Genomic DNA, 18,010 nt, shown 5'->3' on the forward strand with positions numbered 1-18,010 from the left:
GAAAACGTTTGTCCTTATTTGATCGCCCGTATGGCGCATTGTCGGGAATATTTCCTATATTGAGAGCCAAGTCAAACACACTACAGGGACCAGCAATGTCCACGACCGCACAACACAAGCCACAAGGCCACGTCGACTTTGTCGGCGCAGGTCCGGGTGATCCTGAACTGCTGACGCTGAAAGCCTTGCGCGCGTTTGAGATGGCGGATGTGGTGATGCACGATCGTCTGATCAGCGAAGAGATTCTGGCACTGGCGGGTAAAACCGCCCGCCTGGTCGATGTGGGCAAGGCAGGCTTTGGCCCCTCTTGGAAGCAATCCGACATCGACGCGCTGCTGGTTGAGACTGCGCTGACTGGTGCCCGTGTGGTGCGGCTCAAGTCCGGCGACCCAACCGTGTTCGGTCGCCTGGATGAAGAAATCGAAGCGGTTGAAGCTTCTGGCGTCACCTGGCGTATCGTCCCTGGCCTGACCGCCGCCTCGGCTGCTGTGGCGGGCATCGGGCAAAGCCTGACGCGCCGTGGCCGCAACTCATCCGTGCGCTTCCTTACTGGTCACGACATGCAAGGCTTTGCCGATCACGACTGGGCCGCCTTAGCGCGCTCGGGCGAGGTTGCCGCAATTTACATGGGCAAGAAATCGGCCCGTTTCGTTCAGGGCCGCCTGATCATGCACGGTGCCGACCGCGCGACGCCTGTGACGCTGGTTGAATACGCCTCACGCCCCGATCAGCGCGTTCTGGCCACCACGCTGGACAAGCTGCCCACCGACCTGGCTGCCGCCGAAATGAACGGCCCCGCCCTGACCCTTTATGGCCTCGCGCCCCGCGACGCGGCACAGGCCCTGCCCCAATTACACAAGGAATTTGCCTGATGGCCCGTGCCTTTTCCCCCAAGATCGTCACTGCCAACCACCTGCTGGAAGGTGACGTGATTTATCAAACCGCCGATGATCGCTGGTCGCGCCATATTTCCGAGGCCGAGTTGATCACCGACGAGGCGCATGCGCAGCTGCGGCTGCTGGATGCCTCGCGGCAGGCAAACGTGATCGTGGGGGCCTATCTGGCCGATGCGGTGGCCGGCGAAAACGGCCCCGAACCCACTCACTTTAGAGAGGCTTTCCGCCGTACCGGGCCGTCAAACTACGTGCACGGCAAGCAGGAAGCCTCTCCGCAGCCCCGGGCCTGATCGGGCCCCTTCTCTCTCCCCTCAAAAGGCCCCATGTCCGGGGCTGCAACAAGGACAGCAAACCATGTATCGCTACTCCGAGTTTGACACCGCCTTTCTTGCTGAACGCAACGCTCAGTTCCGCGCCCAGGTCGAGCGCCGCATCGACGGCTCGCTGACCGAAGATGAATTCAAGCCGCTCCGCCTGATGAACGGCCTGTATCTGCAGCTGCACGCCTATATGCTGCGGGTGGCCATTCCTTATGGTACGGTCAACAGCGCGCAGATGCGCCAACTGGCCCTGCTGGCTGAAAAGTGGGACAAGGGTTACGGCCATTTCACCACGCGTCAGAACATCCAGTACAACTGGCCCAAGCTGAATGACGTGCCGGACATGTTGGACGCCCTGGCCGAGGTTGGCATGCACGCCATCCAGACCAGCGGCAACACCATCCGCAACGTGACCGCCGACCACTTCGCCGGCGCCGCCGCCGATGAAGTCGCCGATCCGCGCCCCTATGCCGAACTGCTGCGCCAGTGGTCCACCGACCACCCGGAATTCCAGTTCATGCCGCGCAAGTTCAAGATCGCCATCACCGGTTCGGAAAACGACCGCGCGGTGATCAAGGCCCATGACATCGGCCTGCAACTGATCGAGCGTGACAGCGTGTTGGGTGCCAAGGTCATCGTCGGTGGTGGCCTGGGCCGGACGCCGATGATCGGCAAGACCTTGAACGAATTCATCGCCTTCGACGATCTGCTGGCCTATCTTGAGGCCACCGTTTCCGTGTGGAACCAGATCGGACGCCGCGACAACAAATACAAGGCCCGCATCAAGATCACTGTGCACGAACATGGCATCGACGACATCCGCGCCCGCGTGGAAGAGCGTTACGCCCAGGTGCGCCCGCAGTTCAAAGGCGTCGACATGGCGCTGCTGGAAGAGATCAAGACGCATTTTGCTTTGCCCGCCTTCCGCGAAGGTTCGGTTGCTGCGTTCGAAGGTGCTTACACCAACGATCCGGTCTTCCGCTCGTGGGTCGACACCAACATCGCGCCGCATAAGAACGCGGACCACGCGATTGTCACGATCTCGATCAAAAAGCACGGCAACACGCCCGGCGATGCAACCGCCGAGCAGATGCGCGTGATGGCGGATCTTGCGCAAGAGTTCGGCTATGACGAGCTGCGCATCAGCCATGAACAGAACGTGATCCTACCGCATGTCCACAAATCGGACCTGCCCGCGATCCATGCACGCCTGAAAGAGCACGAATTGGCCACCGCCAACATCGGCCTGATCAGCGACATCATCGCCTGCCCCGGCATGGACTATTGCGCGCTGGCTACGGCCCGCTCGATCCCGGTTGCCGAAACCATCGCGACCCGCTTTGACGAACTGAAGCTGGAGCATGACATCGGCCACCTGAAGATCAAGATCTCGGGCTGCATCAACGCCTGTGGCCACCACCATGTGGGTCACATCGGTATTCTGGGTCTGGACCGTGCTGGCGTCGAAAACTACCAGATCACCCTGGGCGGCGACGGATCGGAAAACGCCTCTATCGGTGAACGCGCCGGTCCCGGCTTCTCGTATGACGAAATCGTACCTGCCGTCGAACGTCTGGTTTATGCCTACCTCGACCTGCGCGACAGCAAGGACGAGACGTTCCTGCAGACCTACCGTCGCCTTGGTCTGGCGCCGTTCAAAGCGGCCCTTTACCCCGAGGCACAGGCCGATGCCGCTTGACGAGATCCAAACGGAACTGGGAGCAGATCGTCAGGCCTTGACCGACAAGGTCGAGGCTCTGAACGACCGCTATCGCCACCACAGCGCCACCGATGTCATGCACGGGGCGCTGACGCAGGCGGGTGACATCGCTCTGGTGTCCAGCTTTGGCGCGGAATCGGTGGTTCTGCTGCACATGGCGGCGGTGATCGACCAAACAGTGCCGGTGCTGTTTGTGGACACCCAGATGCTCTTTGCCGAAACGCTGGTCTATCAGGCCGAAGTGGCAGAGCGGCTGGGACTCAAGAATGTGCGTATCATCCGTGCGGATGACGAGGATGTGGCAAAACAGGACCCTTATGGCGCCCTGCACCTGAGCGACACCGACGCCTGCTGCACGCTGCGCAAGACGATCCCGCTGCAGCGTGCCCTGGGTGGCTTTGACGGCTGGATCACCGGTCGCAAACGATTTCAAGCGGGCACCCGCGCCACGCTCGATTTCTTCGAGGTCGAAGATGGAACCGGCCGGATCAAGGTCAACCCTTTGGCCCACTGGGCGCCCGAAGATGTACGCGCCTACATGGAAGAAAACAGATTGCCCCGGCATCCGCTGGTGGCCCAAGGGTATCCATCAATCGGCTGTGCGCCATGCACGTCGAAGGTGAAACCGGGCGAAGATCCCCGCGCCGGACGCTGGCGCGATCAGAACAAAGAAGAATGCGGTATCCATTTTGTCAACGGCAAGATGGTGCGCGTAGGAGAAAAGACATGAACGTGATCGTAAGCGACGAGGGCTTTCAGCCCGACGACTGGACCGACGGCTTTGTCACCCTGGACGATGCCGCCAATGATGTGGTGGCGTTGGACGTGGCGTCCGACACCAACCCCGACGAATTGATTGGCCGCCTGGGGTCAGCCAAGATGGTGCGGGTGGATTTCCCGTCCTTTTCGGATGGTCGCGGCTTTACCATCGCGCGCACCCTGCGCCTTAAAGGCTTCACCGGTCGTCTGCGTGCCAAAGGTCACGTGTTGGCCGACCAGTACGCCATGGCAAGGCGCTCAGGGTTTGACGAAGTCGAGATTGATCAAGATCTGGCCAAGCGCCAGCCGGAGGATCAATGGCTGGCCCGCGCCAACTGGAAAGACCACGACTATCAGGCCCGCCTGCGCGGATAATCCTGCGTCATAGCCAGCTTGTGAACCAAAGGGGGCCGATTGCCCCCTTTTCCTGACTTGGATCAACGCTTAAACGGAGTTGTCGGTTTACAGCACCGGCAGATATAACGATGACAGAGATGAAATCCGTGACCGACGCCCCCACAACCAAGGCCCCCGTTCTCCCCGACGCTCAGATCGTCACCGAGGTAAAACACTGGACCGACAGCCTGTTCTCCTTCAAGGTGTCGCGCCCTGCGTCCCTGCGGTTCCGTTCCGGCGAGTTCGTGATGATCGGCCTGTTGGGCGACAACGGCAAGCCTTTGCTGCGCGCCTACTCCATCGCCTCGCCGTCCTGGGACGAAGAGCTGGAGTTCTATTCGATTAAGGTGCAGGACGGCCCGCTGACCTCGAAGCTGCAACACATCAAGGCTGGCGATCAGATTATCCTGCGGCCCAAGCCCGTCGGTACCCTTGTGCATGACGCCCTGCTGCCCGGCAAGCGTTTGTGGTTCTTTGCCACCGGCACTGGTTTTGCGCCCTTTGCCTCGCTGCTGCGTGAACCGCAGACGTACGAGGATTACGACGAGGTGGTCATCACCCACACTTGCCGCGAAGTGGGCGAGCTGGAATATGGCCGTCAGCTGATCGAAAGCATCAAACATGACGAGATGCTGGCCGAGCTGATGGGCGAAGGGTTCGCCGACAAGATCCGCTACTACCCGACCACCACCCGCGAAGAGAGCCCCAAGATGGGCCGGATTACCGATCTGCTGAGCGATGGCAGCGTGTTCAAAGATCTGGGCATCGACCCGATCAACCCGGACACCGATCGCGGCATGGTCTGCGGCAGCCTGGCGTTCAACAAGGACATCAAAGAGATCCTCGAAGGGTTTGGCCTGGAGGAAGGCGCAAATTCAGACCCCAAACAGTTCGTGATCGAAAAAGCTTTTGTAGGGTAAATTCGCTACATTTTGAATTTGAAACGCCCCCGAAACGAAAGCTTCGTTCGGGGGTGTTTTGCATGTAAACTGCCCGCATTCGTCTTTGACATTGCAGGGCCAATCACATTCAACGTCGCCTCACCACCATCCTGATGGCCGACATGGCCGGGTACAGCCGCCTGATCGAGGCGGATGAGGATGGTATACTGGAAAGGCAGCGCGGCTATCGCAAAACCCTGATCGACCCCACGATTGCCGAGGCGCAGGGCCGCATCGTCAAGACCACTGGCGATGGGATGATGGTTGAATTCTCCAGTCCCCGCGCCGCTGTCACTTGTGCGCTCGCAATCCAATCGGGCATGGCCAAACATGAAAAAGATGAACCACCTGACACCCGAATTCAGTATCGCATCGGTATCAACATTGGTGACGTTGTGGACGAAGAAGGCGACCTGTTTGGCGATGACATCAACGTGGCTGCGCGCCTAGAACAGATGGCTGAACCGGGCGGGGTCTGCCTCTCGGATGCACTGCATCAACTTGTGCACAGCCATCTTGATACATCCTTTGCTGATCTGGGTTCACAGAGCGTCAAGAACATCTCGCGCCTGATCCGGGTCTGGCAATGGACTCCTCAGGCACGTGTTCGGTTCGCTGACCAAACTGACTTGTCCCGCACACAGCAGATCGAATTTTGCATTGCCCCTGACGATGTGCAGCTCGCCTATGCCTCGGTCGGCTCTGGTCCCGCGGTGTTCAAGATGCCCAACTGGCTCAACCACCTGGAACACGACTGGCTCAGCCCGATCTGGGGTCCGTTGTTGCAGGACATGGCCCGCGGTCACCAATTCGTGCGGTTCGACCAACGCGGCAACGGCCTGTCGGATTGGGAGGTAGACGAAATCTCGGACGATGCCATGGCAATGGACGTCAAAGCCGTGGTCGAATCTTCGGGCCTGGACCGGTTCGCCGTCTTTGCCGCCTCGCAGGGCTGTGCAATCGCCGTACGCTATGCTGTGGCCCATCCTGAACGGGTACGCTGCATCGTGATGTATGGCGGTTACGCGCGCGGCAGTTTGCGACGCGGCAAGGCAGATCAAGAAGACTTGCACAAAGCCACGACACAGGTCATTCGCGCCGGATGGGGCTCGGTCACGCCAGCCTTTCGGCACATGTTCACCGAAATGATGATGCCCGGTGCCAGCCCGGTGCAAAAAGACAGCTTCGACGAGTTACAGCGGGTTGCCTCCCCTGCAGAAAATGCCGCCCGGATCAACGAGATGAACGCCCGGTGCGACGTCAGCGAACTGGCCAAACAGCTACGGGTTCCGGTCCTGGTTCTGCATGCAGAAGGCGACAAGCGTGTGCCCATCGAAGAGGGGCGGCGCCTGGCGGCCTTAATCCCCGGCGCGCGGTTTCAAACGCTGCCCGGAGACAACCATATGCTTCTGCCCGGAACGCCCGCATACGACAGTTTCTGTCGCAGTTTTCGCCAATTCTTGAACGAGCACCCCGAATGACGGTAAATCATACATGATTTCGGCGGTTTTCCGCGATGATGACGCTTGCAGTGCCGCGCGCCGCAGTCTAAATTCCGACATCGAAAATCTGCCATTACCAAAGGAATGATCCCATAGCCCGCAGACCGCACAACGCGCCGCCGCAACGCGACACAGGCCCACGCGTCAACGACAAGATCCGCGCCACCGAAATCCGCCTGATCGGCGCCGATGGCGATAACGTCGGTGTGGTTCAACCCGCCAGAGCCATGCAAATGGCTGCTGAAGCAGGTCTGGACCTTGTTGAAATTTCGCCCAATGCCAACCCCCCGGTCTGCAAGATCATGGACTTTGGCAAGTTCAAGTACGAAACCCAGAAACGCGAAAGCGAAGCGCGCAAAAAACAGAAGATCATCGAGGTGAAAGAGGTCAAATTCCGGCCCAACACCGACACGCATGATTACGACGTTAAGATGCGCAACGTGTTCAAGTTCCTTGAAAACGGCGACAAGGTCAAAGTGACACTGCGTTTCCGTGGTCGCGAAATGGCACACCAGAATCTTGGTCGCGAGCTGCTCGAACGGGTTGCTGTGGACACCAAGGAAATCGGCAAGGTTGAAAACATGCCGAAGATGGAAGGCCGTCAGATGATCATGATGATCGGCCCGCTGCCGCAGAAATAATCGCATTCTACATTTCAAATTCAAGCGCCCCGTTGCATCCGCAACGGGGCGCTTTTTGTTTCGCCTTTGAAAACCATTTGGTTTCAAAGGGTATTTCCCCTAGGCTTACCTTATTCATAGCCGGAGGGGAGACCGGATGTCCTACCGCATTATTTCAGCCGCGGTATTGTGCGCCATGCTTGGCCCGCAACCGTTGATCGCCCAAGACACGACCGACACGGCCCAGGCCGAAGCGGCAACTGATCAGGATGCGCAGAACCTTTTGACGCCCGAAGAGCTCCAGGAATTGGTTGGCCCTGTGGCGCTCTATCCCGACACCCTGCTCATTCAGGTATTGGTCGCTGCCACCTTTCCGCTAGAGGTCGTCAAGGCCGACCGCTTTGTGCAGGACAACAAGGATGCCGACGATTTGGAAACCCAGATCGAGGCGCAAGGCTGGGACGAAAGCGTCGCGGTGCTGGCCACCGCCTTTCCTGACGTGCTGGCCGACATGGCAGTCCACGTAGAATGGACCGAAACCATCGGAACCGCGATGCTGGCCCAGGACGATGACGTGATGGCCGCTGTGCAGGACATGCGCAAGATCGCCGAAGAGGCCGGCACGCTTACCAGCGGCGACGAACAGAAGGTCGAAGTCACTCAAGACGCAGGCGAGGAAACGATTATCATCCAACCCGCCGACCCCGAAGTCGTCTATGTCCCGCAGTATGAGCCTGAAACCGTCTATGTCGACGACGGCTCGGACGTAGGCGATGCTGTGGCCGCCGGGGTGATCACATTTGCTACAGTCGCCCTTATTTCAGAGATTTTCGACGATAACGATGATTGGAATGACTACTGGGGTTGCCGAAATTGTGGTGGCTGGAACGGCAACCCGATCATCCGAAACCCAGACATCGACATTGATATCGACGGTGATGTGAACATCGGTGACCGCGACAACATCGGCTGGAAACCCAGCGATGACCGCCGCGACAAAGCCCGCGACGAGATCGGCAAGCGTCGCGGCGATGGCGCAACGACGTTGCCGGTCAAAAGACCCGATCGCGGCGATGAGATGCGCCAACGCCTGTCAAAAGAAACCGGAGCCGCCGACATCTCTCGCCCTGGCACCGACCGCAATGTCCAACGCCCGGATGGCCGCCCAACCGAGGCCCGCCGCGACGCGGTGGACCGGACAAGGGCCAAGGTTCCGGAAGGATCAAAACAAAAGGCCAAGGCAAAAGTCCAATCGCGTCCCAAGCAGCAAACGGCACGCCCCGCTCAGAGAGCGCAGGGAGGTGGCAACCGTGGGGCCGCAATGCAAAAGCGTGCATCCGGCTCTCGGGCAAACGCAGGTGCTGCGCGGGGCCATGCCTCCCGCGGTGGCGGACGGGCAAGGAGATAAGCCATGAAATATCAAACGCTTTCCACCGCCATCAGCGCAGCTGCCTTGATCGCTGCCCTGCCCCTGCACGCGGCCGACTCACCCGCAGATTACGCCACTCCGCAGGGCGCGCTTGATGCGATGATGACGGCAGTGTCGGCTCAGGACACGCAGGCGTTGCTGTCTGTATTCGGTAACGCCGCCGAAGAACTTTTATCTTCGGGCAACCCCGAGCGCGACCGGCGAAACCGTCAAGAGATCTTGAACATGTATGGTGAAGGCTACCGCTTCCGCCCCTCAGAAGACGGTCAGGTCACGCTCTTGCTGGGCGATGACGGCTGGCCATTCCCAATCCCGATTGCGCGGACGGACGCGGGATGGGCTTTTGACATCGTTGCAGGCGAGGACGAAATACACGCCCGTCGGATCGGTTTGAACGAGCTGGAAACCATTGAGATGCTGATGGCTTATGTGGACATCCAGGCCGAATACCGGCTGACCGATCACGACGGCGACGGCGTGATGGAATTTGCCAGTTCGCTGCTGTCGTCGCCCCAAGGTCGGGATGGGCTGTTCTGGGCCGATGCCGATAGCCCGCTAGGGGAACGCATCGCGATCGCTGCGCTCGATGGTTACAATGACGGGCAGGACGATCAGGCCCCTGAACCCTTTGGTGGCTATTTCTACCGAATTCTGACCGGGCAGTCCGACAATGCGGCGGGCGGTGCGATGGACTATCAGGTCAACGGACACATGGTGGCCGGTCATGCGATGCTGGCGGTTCCGGCAGACTATGGAAACAGCGGCATCACCAGCTTTATGGTGGCCGAAAATGGCGTCATCTACGAGGCCGATCTGGGTGAAAACACGCTCGAAGTTGCGCAATCGTTGACTCTGTTCGATCCGACCGCCGATTGGGAAACGTTCGAGTGACACAGATACTCTGTGTTGGTGCTGCAAGAGAGGCTCGATCAGATCTTGATCGGGCCAGGTTGACGACGGCGGCCCTAGGCGATGTCGCGATCCCCACGCCACCACTTGATGGCATCAACGGTGTCAAACAAAAGCGAAATCACATCAACCGCCAGCAGAACCAGCAACAACGCGACATAGCTATCCCGGGCCCCTTCCAGCCCCTGCAAGTGTACGGCTATCACACCTACAAGCGGCACCCAAAGCAGCAGATGGGGAAAAGCCATCGCCTTGGAAAATCCCTGATACCGCAGCAAAATTGGCAAGTTCAGGGCCATGCCCCCAATGGCCAGAAACGCAATCAAACCAGCGCCCAATTGGCCCAAAAAAGCCAACGGCAGCAAGTTCACCGGCATTAAGATCGCCCCGACCCAGATCTGCACCCACAAGGGGAGCCTGCGGAAACTGGCCCAGATGTTTGCGATCATGGTACGCTCCTCATAACAAAAGCCGCGCAGTTCCCCGCACGGCTTTCTCTGTTTTTGCAAGGTTTACCCGCAGGCGGCAACAGCTCGTTTGGTCAAAACACCTATCAAATGCGCACGATATTCTTTCGAGCCGTGCAGGTCCCCGATCATATTCGCAGGGTTGATGCTCAGACCCATCAGCGCGTCGCCATGGAACTCCTTGTTCAAGGCTTGCTCGGCCTCGGACCAGCGGAACACCCCTTCCTCGGACGCGCCCGTCACAGCCACCCTCACACCATCGGCGTATTTGGCGACGTAAACACCCACTAGCGCAAAGCGCGATGCGGGTTGGACGAATTTCTGATAGTTCGCCGCCTCCGGGATCGGAAAGCGGACCGAGGTCACAATCTCTCCCTCATCCAATGCGGTGGTGAACATGCCCTGGAAATAGTCGTCCGCCGCAATCTCACGCGCGTTTGTCACGATCGTCGCGCCTGACCCAAGTGCTACCGCCGGGTAGCAGGCCGACGGATCATTGTTGGCCAGTGAACCACCGATAGTGCCCCGATTGCGCACTGCCGGATCACCGATATGGCTCGCCAGATCGGCCAGCGCCGGGTAATGCGCCACCGCCTCTGCCGCCACAGTCGCGTGGGTGGTCCCGCCACCAATGCTCACGGCGCCATCTTCTGCACAGACACCCTTCATCTCGGGAATGGCCGCCAGCGACACCAGTTTATTAGGCGACGCCAAACGCTGCTTCATTGTTGGGATCAAAGTCTGACCGCCCCCCAAAGCCTGCGCATCTTCAGCCCCCAGTGCCGCAACCGCATCTGCGATTGTGCCGGGCTGTTCATAGTCAAAGTTATACATCTTCTCTTCCCTTTCCGAAAAACGGGGTTCCGTTCTTCATCTGGCAAAAAATATCCCGGGGAGCGCGAGGGGCTGGCCCCTCGCTCCCGCCCTCTCATCTTACCCGTTCATCGCGGCCCAGACACGGGACGGCGATACGGGCATGTCGATGTGGCCAATGTCCTTGCCACCCGACTGCATCGCATCGATCACCGCGTTCACCACCGCTGGTGGTGAGCCAATTGCTCCAGCCTCGCCGCAGCCCTTGACCCCCAGCGGGTTGTGGGTGCACGGCGTCTGGCTGGAATGATCAACGGTGTAGAACGGCACGTCATCGGCACGCGGCATCGCATAATCCATGTAGGACGCGCTCAGCAGCTGGCCGTTGTCATCATAAACGCAATTTTCCAGCAGCGCCTGACCAATGCCCTGACCAATGCCACCATGCACCTGACCGTCCACGATCATCGGGTTGACGATATTGCCAAAGTCATCCGCTGCCGCAAACCGTTCGATGGTGACCTTGCCGGTCTCCGGGTCCAACTCAACCTCACAGGCATAAGCGCCAGCGGGATAGGTAAAGTTCGCCGGGTCATAAAACGCGGTTTCCTCCAGCCCCGGTTCGATGTCTTCAAGCGGGAAGTTGTGCGGCACATAAGCCGTCAGCGTGACATCACCCCAAGCCACCGATTTGTCGGTGCCGGCAACGGTGAATTGACCGTCCTTCAGCTCGATATCAGCATCTGATGCTTCCAGCAGGTGGGCCGCAATCTTCTTGGCCTTGTTGATGATCTTTTCGGTCGCACGAACCATCGCAGACCCACAAACCGCAAGCGAACGCGAGCCATAGGTGCCCATGCCAAACGGGATCTTGGATGTGTCACCATGCACGATCTCGACCTGACTTTCGTCAATGCCAATCATCTCGGCCACGACCTGCGGAAACGCAGTCTCGTGTCCTTGACCGTGGCTGTGTGCGCCCACCATGACGCTGATTGAGCCGGTGGCGTTCACCCGCACGGTGGCCGCATCATACAGCCCCGCACGCGCGCCCAACATGCCAACGATGTTCGACGGCGCGATGCCGCAAGCCTCGATATAGCAGTTGACGCCCAAGCCTCGCAGCTTGCCGTTGGCCTCGCTTTCCGCGCGACGCGCAGCAAAGCCCGCGATATCCGCAGCTGCTTCCAGCTTGTCCATGGTGCCGTTGTAATCGCCGGTGTCATAGGTCAGCGCAACAGGCGTGTCATATGGAAACTCGGTGACAAAGTTCTGACGCCTCAGCGCAATCGGATCAGCACCCAATTCACGTGCAGCCTTATCGATCACCCGCTCCAGCTGATATGTCGCTTCGGGGCGGCCCGCGCCGCGATAGGCATCAACCGGCACCGTGTTGGTGAACATCGCCTTCACATTCACCTGAATCATCGGGGTCTTGTAGTTCCCCGCCATCAACGTGCCATGCAGCCAGGTCGGAACCGAGCTGGAGAAGGTCGACAGATAGGCCCCCATGTTGGCGTGTGTGTTGGTGCGCAGACCGATGAAGTTGTTGTCGCCGTCCAACGCCAATTCGATGGTGGTGACGTGGTCACGACCATGGGCATCGGACATGAACGCCTCGGACCGGCTGGCCGTCCATTTCACGGGGCGATTGCAGGCTTTGGCCGCAAAAGTGCAGAATGCCTCTTCCGCATAGTGGAAGATCTTGGTGCCGAAACCGCCACCTACATCCGGGGCCACAACACGAACCTTGTGCTCGGGCAGGCCCAGAACAAAGGCGCACATCAACAGGCGGATCACATGGGGGTTCTGCGAGGTGGTATAGAGCGTATAGTCACCAGTGCCCCGGCTGTATTCACCCACCGCCACGCGCGGCTCCATCGGATTGGCAACCAGACGGTTGTTCACCAGATCAAGTGTTGTCACATGCGCCGCATTGGCGAATGTATCGGACACGACTTGTTCGTCGGTCTCACCCAGCACCCAGTCGTAACAGATGTTCGAGGTCAGATCGTCGTGAACCTTGGTCGAGCCATCAACTGCGGCTGCCTTCATGTTCACAACGGCTGGCAGTTCGGCGATATCCAGCTCGATGGCCTCTGCTGCGTCACGCGCCTGTTCCAGCGTGTCGGCCACAACGGCCGCAATCGGATCGCCCACGTGGCGGACCTTGCCCTGCGCCAGGATCGGATGCGCCGGTTCCTGCATCGGCTCGCCGTTGCGGTCGGTGACTTGCCAGCCGCAGGGGATGCCGCCCACGCCCTCGAAATCGGCGCCGGTAAAGATGCGCACCACGCCGGGCATGCCAGCGGCGGCCTCGGTTCCGATGCTGTTGATGGTTCCATGCGCCACGTCAGAGCGCAGGAAATACACATGGGCCTGACCATGTACGTTGATGTCGTCGGTATAATTACCCTCGCCGGTCAAAAAGCGCACGTCTTCGCGGCGCTTTGAACTGGCTCCGATGCCACTGTCTTTGGGCATAGCTTGTTCTCCTCCCTGGATACCGGGTCGGGCACCATAGCCCACCGGTCATAGCTCCGGGCGCATCTCCTCAAACTCGCCCGTGCCGGAAATTCGCTTGTGTCTTATTCGGCGGCGATTGCGCCCACGTCCTGACCGGATGCTGCCATGATCGCCTTGACGATGTTGTGGTAGCCCGTGCAGCGACAAATGTTGCCCTCAAGATGCGCGCGCACTTCGGCCTCAGTCGGCTTGGGATTGTCTTTCAGCAGGGCTGCTGCTGACATCACCATACCGGGCGTGCAGAACCCGCACTGAAGCCCGTGGTGATCCTGAAACGCCTGCTGGATCGTGTTCAGCGTTCCATCTGGGGCCGCCTGCCCCTCGATTGTGGCAATCTCGGCGCCGTTCGCCTCCAATGCCAGCATATTGCAGGACTTCACCGCCTCACCGTTCACATGCACCATGCAGGCACCGCATTGGGCGGTGTCGCAGCCGACATGTGTCCCGGTCAGTGACAGGTGATCCCGCAGAAAGCTCGACAGCAGCGTGCGGCCTTCAACCTCACCGCTGGCAGCCCGGCCATTCACGGTCATCGTGACCTGTGTCATTCGTCTCTCCCCTTTTTGGCTTATTCAGCTGGGGAAGAGTTAAACACGGGTCCAACCATTTGAGAACAAAAATTTTTGACCGTTTGGTTTAGGGCGGAATGGAAGTTTTTTATACCTAGAGCAGAGTTATCCCGGGGCAAGCCTGCCTGTTTTTCAACCATGCGTCACTTGCGTTTCCCGGCTCGTGGCTGCGGTCTGGTCGGAATTTCCTTGAGCAATCCGCCCACCCCCATCGCAGCAATGTCATCACCCGTGACGGCGATTCCGCAGGCCACACGGCTAAGAACCCAATCCGCGCCGTTGAGCGCAGGGGACCGCGCGCACCCCGGCAAGCCAATCACCGGCCGCGCGCCGATCCGGCCAGAAAACAACAGGTTGCCGGGGTCCACCGGCATACCGAACCGGTCCACCTGACCACCCGCAGCCCGCACTGCACTGGGAGCCACATCATTGACATCCGAGGTGGCCGAGCCGGTCAGGATCATCGCAATGTCCCCCTCGACTCGCGCCACAGCTTGGGCCAGTTCATCCGAGTTATGGCGCACGATCCGCACATCTATGAGGTCCATCCCCAAAGCTTCGACACGGCCCCGGATCGCCTGAATACCCTTTTCGTTGGGCGGCCCGCCGGGGATGTCGGTGACCACCAGACCAGCGGTTTTGTAGGTCGGAGAGATCAGCCGCACCGCATCGCGCGCCGCGTTGCAGGCGGCGGTCACATCCTTCTCCGGCACCGCGTATGAGATCACCTTGACGGTCGCCACCATGCCGCCGTCGGTCATCTGCTGCCTTTGCGGAACCGTGGCGACTGTGATCATCGGGTGTACCCGGTTGAACGCCTCGATCGCGGCCACATCCAGTTCAACAACGCCCGGCCCGTCGGCCAGTAGATTGACCCGCCCCGTGAAAGGGTCCGTTACGCGCAGACCGACGGCCTCTGGATCGCTGGCCAAAGCCGAGGCCAAACGGCCTGCTGCTTCATCCTCGTGCAAATCGCTGTCTTCCAGCCGGGCAACCGTGACCTCTTGGATTCCCGCCGCAAACAGCTGCGCCAAATGATCCGCATCCAGCCAGATCCCCTTGCGGAGCTTCTTGGTCGGCGTGGTTACCGAATGCGCCAGAATGGCCCCTTGTGCCTGATCAAGCGGGACAGACCCGAATTTCATGCCTTGCCCCGCAGTACAGCGGTCATCTGTGCCAGAATCGCCACCGCAATCTCGGACGGCCCTGCCGCGCCGATGTCGAGCCCAACGGGCCCGTGAATGCGATTGATCTGCGCCGCAGTAAAGCCCGCCGCCTGCATTCGCTCGACACGCTTTGCATGGGTCCGGTTAGACCCCAAAGCCCCGATGTAGAACACATCCGCCGTCAATGCTGCCTGCAATGCAGGGTCATCCAGTTTCGGATCATGGGTCAACAGCACCAGCGCCGTGCGCGGATCAAGACCCAGCTTTGCCACCGCCTCGTCCGGCCAATCGTGCAAGATCTGCTCGCCCGGAAACCGCTGGTCCGAGGCAAACGCCTCGCGCGGGTCAACCAAGACCGGGTCATACCCAGCAATCCGTGCCATCGGCACCAAGGCCTGTGTGATATGCACCGCACCGATCACGATCAGTCGCAAGGGCGGGTTGTGAACGGCCACAAACGTCTCGCCATCCTCTTCGAACCCAGACCGATCCATACGCATCCGGTCTGCGTACCCGTCCCGGACCAACCGCCGCTTGCCCGTGGTGATATTGACCTCATATGCCACCGCATCTCGCCCAGCCCGGATCTGCACCAGCTGTGCCAGCATCTCTTCGCTCAAAACTTTGCCGACCGGCTCGACCAGCACACGGATGGTTCCGCCGCAGGCCAGCCCCACGGCAAAAGCATCGTCGTCGCTGACACCAAATTCCAATAACCGCGCTTCGCCTTCTTCGATAGCCTCGATTGCCTCGACTATCACTGCACCCTCGACACAGCCGCCCGACACGGACCCTTCGATCCGGCCATCCCCGCCAATTGCCAGCTGCGAACCGACCCGACGCGGCGCGCTGCCCCAGGTCTGCACCACCGTGGCCAAGGCCGCGCCAATCCCCTTGCGATGCCAGACAAGGGCGGTCTCGGGGCTGCTGTCAAATCTGTCCATTACGGGGTTCCTCGCGGCGTCATGCCTGCACAACATAAGGACAAATTTCACAAAGAAAAGCGGCCCGGCGGGGAACGCTTGGTCCGCCGGGCCGCGACTGCGGGACAATGATAGCGCGGGACGTCCCGCAGGCAGAAGACCCATCGGTGTGAGCCCGCTGTTTCGATGTTACTCGGCAGGCTGCGCATGTGCCGGGGCACCATTCAGACGCTCGGGCAATGCAAAGGCCAGTGCGACGAAACCCAAGCCCAGAAAAAGCCCCAGGATGTCACCAGGCAAGGCAGTCAGCCCGTCGTATTTGGCCCCCGGCACCGCGCCAAGCGTGACTTTGCCGCCCGCCACCGCATCCAACAGACCCGAGGATTTCCACGCCGGGTAAGTCACCATGTAAGCAGCCGCACCCAGCAAGCCGCCCGCAATGAAAAACAGCGCATCCCTGCGCCCCGAGGCCGCCGCGACAACGCCGGTGCCGGGGCAAAACCCGGACAGCGCCCAACCCGCGCCCAGCAACAGACCGCCCAGGAAAACACCCGCGTAAGCGGCTTTGACCGACATATGGCCCACATCAACAAGGCCCAGCATCTGGCCGCCAAACATCAGGACCGAGCCGACCCCGATAGCCAAGAGGATCGATTTGGCCAGGTTCAGATTGGTCAGGTTCAGCATGGCCCCGATGAAAGACGGGTTCGACGCGCCAACGCGGTCCAGCACCGCACCAAAAGCCGCGCCAATCACAAGAGCAAGTAGAATGGTGGTCATGGCTCATGCCTCCTTTTTGAAAAGAATCAGAGATACGGGAACCGCCGCCGCAAAGGCACCAGCGGCAAAAATGTAACCAGACACAGCCGTCTGCATCATGCCCGACATCATGTGGCCCGAGGTGCAGCCCCCCGCGAGCCGCGCACCATAAAGAACGATGAACCCACCAACAAAAGCTGCCGCGTAGCGCTTAATCTTGCCATCACCGAAGTTGGCCCGCCACAGCGTGGGCACTTGCCGGTCCGCCGTCGGGATGCCACCCCGCGCCAAAGCAGACAGCAGCCCGCCAAGCATCATCGCGATGACAAAGACAAAGCTGTAGTTGAGCGGGTTCGACACCGCCTTGGCGTATTTGCCGCCCGATTTCGCCAGATAGGTGTTGGTCGAAGTAAAGCTGTCCGCGGTCTGCGTCACCAATCCGGGGTTCACGGCCTCCGCCACGATCCCGTCCAGGATCACAAATTGCGTCGACACGCCAATCGGTTTGACCAGCCACACGGCGGCAAAAAATACCAGCCCCAACAGCAGCCCGCCAACCTTCCAGTTTAGTTGCATGGGTTTTCCTTTCCTATTCACATTCCAATTACGATATATATAATACATTCCAACTTCGGAATGATTTAGATCAAAGTGACGCAGATCCCCTGCCGGGGTTGTGCTGGCGAACAGCAAGGCGTATCTTGATTGCGCCTAACTACATGGCACGGCGCAGTTTTTCCGCGCCCAGAACTTTAAAGATCAATTCTCATTTTTCAGGAGCGTTCCAAGTTGAAACACGTCCTCAATCTGACTGCTGCGGCCTGCATGATGGTGGCAACCACCGCCCAGGCCGACAAATTCGAACCCTATGGCGCGGTCGAAGGATGGAACATCTATGCCGACACCGAAAAGAAATCCTGCATGATCGAAAGCAAGGATGACTTGGGCAACGTGGTGCAGATGGGCCTGACCGCCGACCGTGGCGTCGCCTACATCGGTGTTTTTACACTGGCCGAAACCAACATCAAGAAAGGTGACAAAGAAGCCGTCGCCATCGTGTTGGGCGACAAGATCTACGCCGGCGAAGCAACCGGCATGCGCGGCAACATCACCAAGGGATATTCGGGCGGCTATGTCCTAACCGACGACCCGTCCGTGATCGAGGCTGTGGCCAAGGAACACGTCATGTCGGTCTTTCCCGAAAAGGAGTACGGCTTTGTCGTGAACCTCAAGGGCACCTACAAGGCAATCGAAGCCGCCGCCAAATGCAACCAAGAGCAGCTGCAGTAAGCCGT

The 18,010-nt window shown here is 59.7% G+C and carries 19 protein-coding genes; 11 read left to right on the forward strand and 8 right to left on the reverse strand.

Going from position 1 to position 18,010, the window contains the following annotated elements:
- Positions 1-95 precede the first annotated feature (95 nt).
- From cobA to G6R15_RS00245, 10 genes are all read left to right on the forward strand, one after another.
- Positions 96-872, forward strand: a complete 777-nt coding sequence (gene cobA / locus G6R15_RS00200; protein WP_164657778.1) for a uroporphyrinogen-III C-methyltransferase — start codon at positions 96-98, stop codon at positions 870-872.
- On the forward strand, positions 872-1,186 hold the full coding sequence (locus G6R15_RS00205) for a DUF2849 domain-containing protein (protein WP_164657779.1): 315 nt from the start codon (positions 872-874) through the stop codon (positions 1,184-1,186). Before cobA ends, G6R15_RS00205 begins: the two co-directional genes overlap by 1 nt.
- Before the next feature lie 64 nt (positions 1,187-1,250).
- Positions 1,251-2,915 (forward strand): nitrite/sulfite reductase, encoded by a 1,665-nt coding sequence (locus G6R15_RS00210; RefSeq protein WP_164657780.1) that lies wholly within the window; start codon positions 1,251-1,253, stop codon positions 2,913-2,915.
- Positions 2,905-3,666, forward strand: coding sequence for a phosphoadenylyl-sulfate reductase (locus G6R15_RS00215; protein WP_164657781.1), 762 nt, complete (start codon positions 2,905-2,907; stop codon positions 3,664-3,666). Before G6R15_RS00210 ends, G6R15_RS00215 begins: the two co-directional genes overlap by 11 nt.
- Positions 3,663-4,070 carry a DUF934 domain-containing protein gene (locus tag G6R15_RS00220; RefSeq protein WP_164657782.1) on the forward strand — a complete coding sequence of 136 codons (408 nt, stop codon included), beginning with the start codon at positions 3,663-3,665 and terminating at the stop codon, positions 4,068-4,070. The genes G6R15_RS00215 and G6R15_RS00220 overlap by 4 nt, the downstream gene beginning before the upstream one ends.
- A 110-nt stretch (positions 4,071-4,180) precedes the next feature.
- Positions 4,181-5,011, forward strand: a complete 831-nt coding sequence (locus G6R15_RS00225; RefSeq protein ID WP_164657783.1) for a ferredoxin--NADP reductase — start codon at positions 4,181-4,183, stop codon at positions 5,009-5,011.
- A gap of 134 nt (positions 5,012-5,145) precedes the next feature.
- Entirely contained in the window at positions 5,146-6,513 is a 1,368-nt protein-coding gene (locus G6R15_RS00230; RefSeq protein WP_255456087.1) for an alpha/beta fold hydrolase, read from the forward strand.
- A 113-nt stretch (positions 6,514-6,626) separates the two neighbouring features.
- Positions 6,627-7,175 carry a translation initiation factor IF-3 gene (gene infC, locus G6R15_RS00235; RefSeq protein WP_164659200.1) on the forward strand — a complete coding sequence of 183 codons (549 nt, stop codon included), beginning with the start codon at positions 6,627-6,629 and terminating at the stop codon, positions 7,173-7,175.
- A 136-nt stretch (positions 7,176-7,311) separates the two neighbouring features.
- Entirely contained in the window at positions 7,312-8,562 is a 1,251-nt protein-coding gene (locus G6R15_RS00240; RefSeq protein WP_164657784.1) for a DUF3300 domain-containing protein, read from the forward strand.
- Between the two features lie 3 nt (positions 8,563-8,565).
- A complete protein-coding gene (locus G6R15_RS00245; protein ID WP_164657785.1) occupies positions 8,566-9,474 on the forward strand; it encodes a DUF2950 domain-containing protein in 909 nt (302 codons plus the stop codon).
- Positions 9,475-9,548: 74 nt separating this feature from the next.
- Here the strand turns inward: G6R15_RS00245 and G6R15_RS00250 are convergent, their stop codons facing one another.
- The 8 genes from G6R15_RS00250 to G6R15_RS00285 form a co-directional block, all read right to left on the reverse strand.
- Positions 9,549-9,941, reverse strand: a complete 393-nt coding sequence (locus G6R15_RS00250; RefSeq protein WP_164657786.1) for a hypothetical protein — start codon at positions 9,939-9,941, stop codon at positions 9,549-9,551.
- A gap of 63 nt (positions 9,942-10,004) precedes the next feature.
- Positions 10,005-10,793 (reverse strand): xanthine dehydrogenase family protein subunit M, encoded by a 789-nt coding sequence (locus G6R15_RS00255; protein WP_164657787.1) that lies wholly within the window; start codon positions 10,791-10,793, stop codon positions 10,005-10,007.
- 99 nt (positions 10,794-10,892) lie between these two features.
- Entirely contained in the window at positions 10,893-13,256 is a 2,364-nt protein-coding gene (locus G6R15_RS00260) for a xanthine dehydrogenase family protein molybdopterin-binding subunit (RefSeq protein WP_164657788.1), read from the reverse strand.
- A 104-nt stretch (positions 13,257-13,360) separates the two neighbouring features.
- Entirely contained in the window at positions 13,361-13,846 is a 486-nt protein-coding gene (locus G6R15_RS00265; RefSeq protein ID WP_164657789.1) for a (2Fe-2S)-binding protein, read from the reverse strand.
- A gap of 164 nt (positions 13,847-14,010) precedes the next feature.
- Entirely contained in the window at positions 14,011-15,012 is a 1,002-nt protein-coding gene (locus G6R15_RS00270) for a molybdopterin-binding protein (protein ID WP_164657790.1), read from the reverse strand.
- On the reverse strand, positions 15,009-15,977 hold the full coding sequence (locus tag G6R15_RS00275) for an XdhC family protein (RefSeq protein ID WP_164657791.1): 969 nt from the start codon (positions 15,975-15,977) through the stop codon (positions 15,009-15,011). Before G6R15_RS00275 ends, G6R15_RS00270 begins: the two co-directional genes overlap by 4 nt.
- 168 nt (positions 15,978-16,145) lie before the next feature.
- Positions 16,146-16,736, reverse strand: a complete 591-nt coding sequence (locus G6R15_RS00280; protein ID WP_164657792.1) for a DUF6691 family protein — start codon at positions 16,734-16,736, stop codon at positions 16,146-16,148.
- A gap of 3 nt (positions 16,737-16,739) precedes the next feature.
- Positions 16,740-17,339, reverse strand: a complete 600-nt coding sequence (locus G6R15_RS00285) for a YeeE/YedE thiosulfate transporter family protein (RefSeq protein ID WP_373455996.1) — start codon at positions 17,337-17,339, stop codon at positions 16,740-16,742.
- A gap of 165 nt (positions 17,340-17,504) precedes the next feature.
- Here G6R15_RS00285 and G6R15_RS00290 point away from each other — a divergent pair, with 165 nt between their 5' ends.
- Complete coding sequence (locus G6R15_RS00290) at positions 17,505-18,005, forward strand: hypothetical protein (RefSeq protein ID WP_240336628.1); 501 nt, start codon at positions 17,505-17,507, stop codon at positions 18,003-18,005.
- The last annotated feature ends 5 nt before the right edge of the window (positions 18,006-18,010 follow it).

Origin of the sequence: Tropicibacter sp. Alg240-R139 (genome assembly GCF_900537075.1) — a bacterium.
Taxonomy (GTDB): Bacteria; Pseudomonadota; Alphaproteobacteria; order Rhodobacterales; family Rhodobacteraceae; genus Falsiruegeria.

Bases quoted from the DNA above. Each gene is read 5' to 3' on its own strand.
- cobA (WP_164657778.1), top strand. From the start codon at position 96: ATGTCCACGACCGCACAACACAAGCCACAAGGCCACGTCGACTTTGTC.
- G6R15_RS00205 (WP_164657779.1), top strand. From the start codon at position 872: ATGGCCCGTGCCTTTTCCCCCAAGATCGTCACTGCCAACCACCTGCTG.
- G6R15_RS00210 (WP_164657780.1), top strand. From the start codon at position 1,251: ATGTATCGCTACTCCGAGTTTGACACCGCCTTTCTTGCTGAACGCAAC.
- G6R15_RS00215 (WP_164657781.1), top strand. From the start codon at position 2,905: ATGCCGCTTGACGAGATCCAAACGGAACTGGGAGCAGATCGTCAGGCC.
- G6R15_RS00220 (WP_164657782.1), top strand. From the start codon at position 3,663: ATGAACGTGATCGTAAGCGACGAGGGCTTTCAGCCCGACGACTGGACC.
- G6R15_RS00225 (WP_164657783.1), top strand. From the start codon at position 4,181: ATGACAGAGATGAAATCCGTGACCGACGCCCCCACAACCAAGGCCCCC.
- G6R15_RS00230 (WP_255456087.1), top strand. From the start codon at position 5,146: ATGGCCGACATGGCCGGGTACAGCCGCCTGATCGAGGCGGATGAGGAT.
- G6R15_RS00240 (WP_164657784.1), top strand. From the start codon at position 7,312: ATGTCCTACCGCATTATTTCAGCCGCGGTATTGTGCGCCATGCTTGGC.
- G6R15_RS00245 (WP_164657785.1), top strand. From the start codon at position 8,566: ATGAAATATCAAACGCTTTCCACCGCCATCAGCGCAGCTGCCTTGATC.
- G6R15_RS00250 (WP_164657786.1), bottom strand. From the start codon at position 9,941: ATGATCGCAAACATCTGGGCCAGTTTCCGCAGGCTCCCCTTGTGGGTG.
- G6R15_RS00255 (WP_164657787.1), bottom strand. From the start codon at position 10,793: ATGTATAACTTTGACTATGAACAGCCCGGCACAATCGCAGATGCGGTT.
- G6R15_RS00260 (WP_164657788.1), bottom strand. From the start codon at position 13,256: ATGCCCAAAGACAGTGGCATCGGAGCCAGTTCAAAGCGCCGCGAAGAC.
- G6R15_RS00265 (WP_164657789.1), bottom strand. From the start codon at position 13,846: ATGACACAGGTCACGATGACCGTGAATGGCCGGGCTGCCAGCGGTGAG.
- G6R15_RS00270 (WP_164657790.1), bottom strand. From the start codon at position 15,012: ATGAAATTCGGGTCTGTCCCGCTTGATCAGGCACAAGGGGCCATTCTG.
- G6R15_RS00275 (WP_164657791.1), bottom strand. From the start codon at position 15,977: ATGGACAGATTTGACAGCAGCCCCGAGACCGCCCTTGTCTGGCATCGC.
- G6R15_RS00280 (WP_164657792.1), bottom strand. From the start codon at position 16,736: ATGACCACCATTCTACTTGCTCTTGTGATTGGCGCGGCTTTTGGTGCG.
- G6R15_RS00285 (WP_373455996.1), bottom strand. From the start codon at position 17,339: ATGTATTATATATATCGTAATTGGAATGTGAATAGGAAAGGAAAACCC.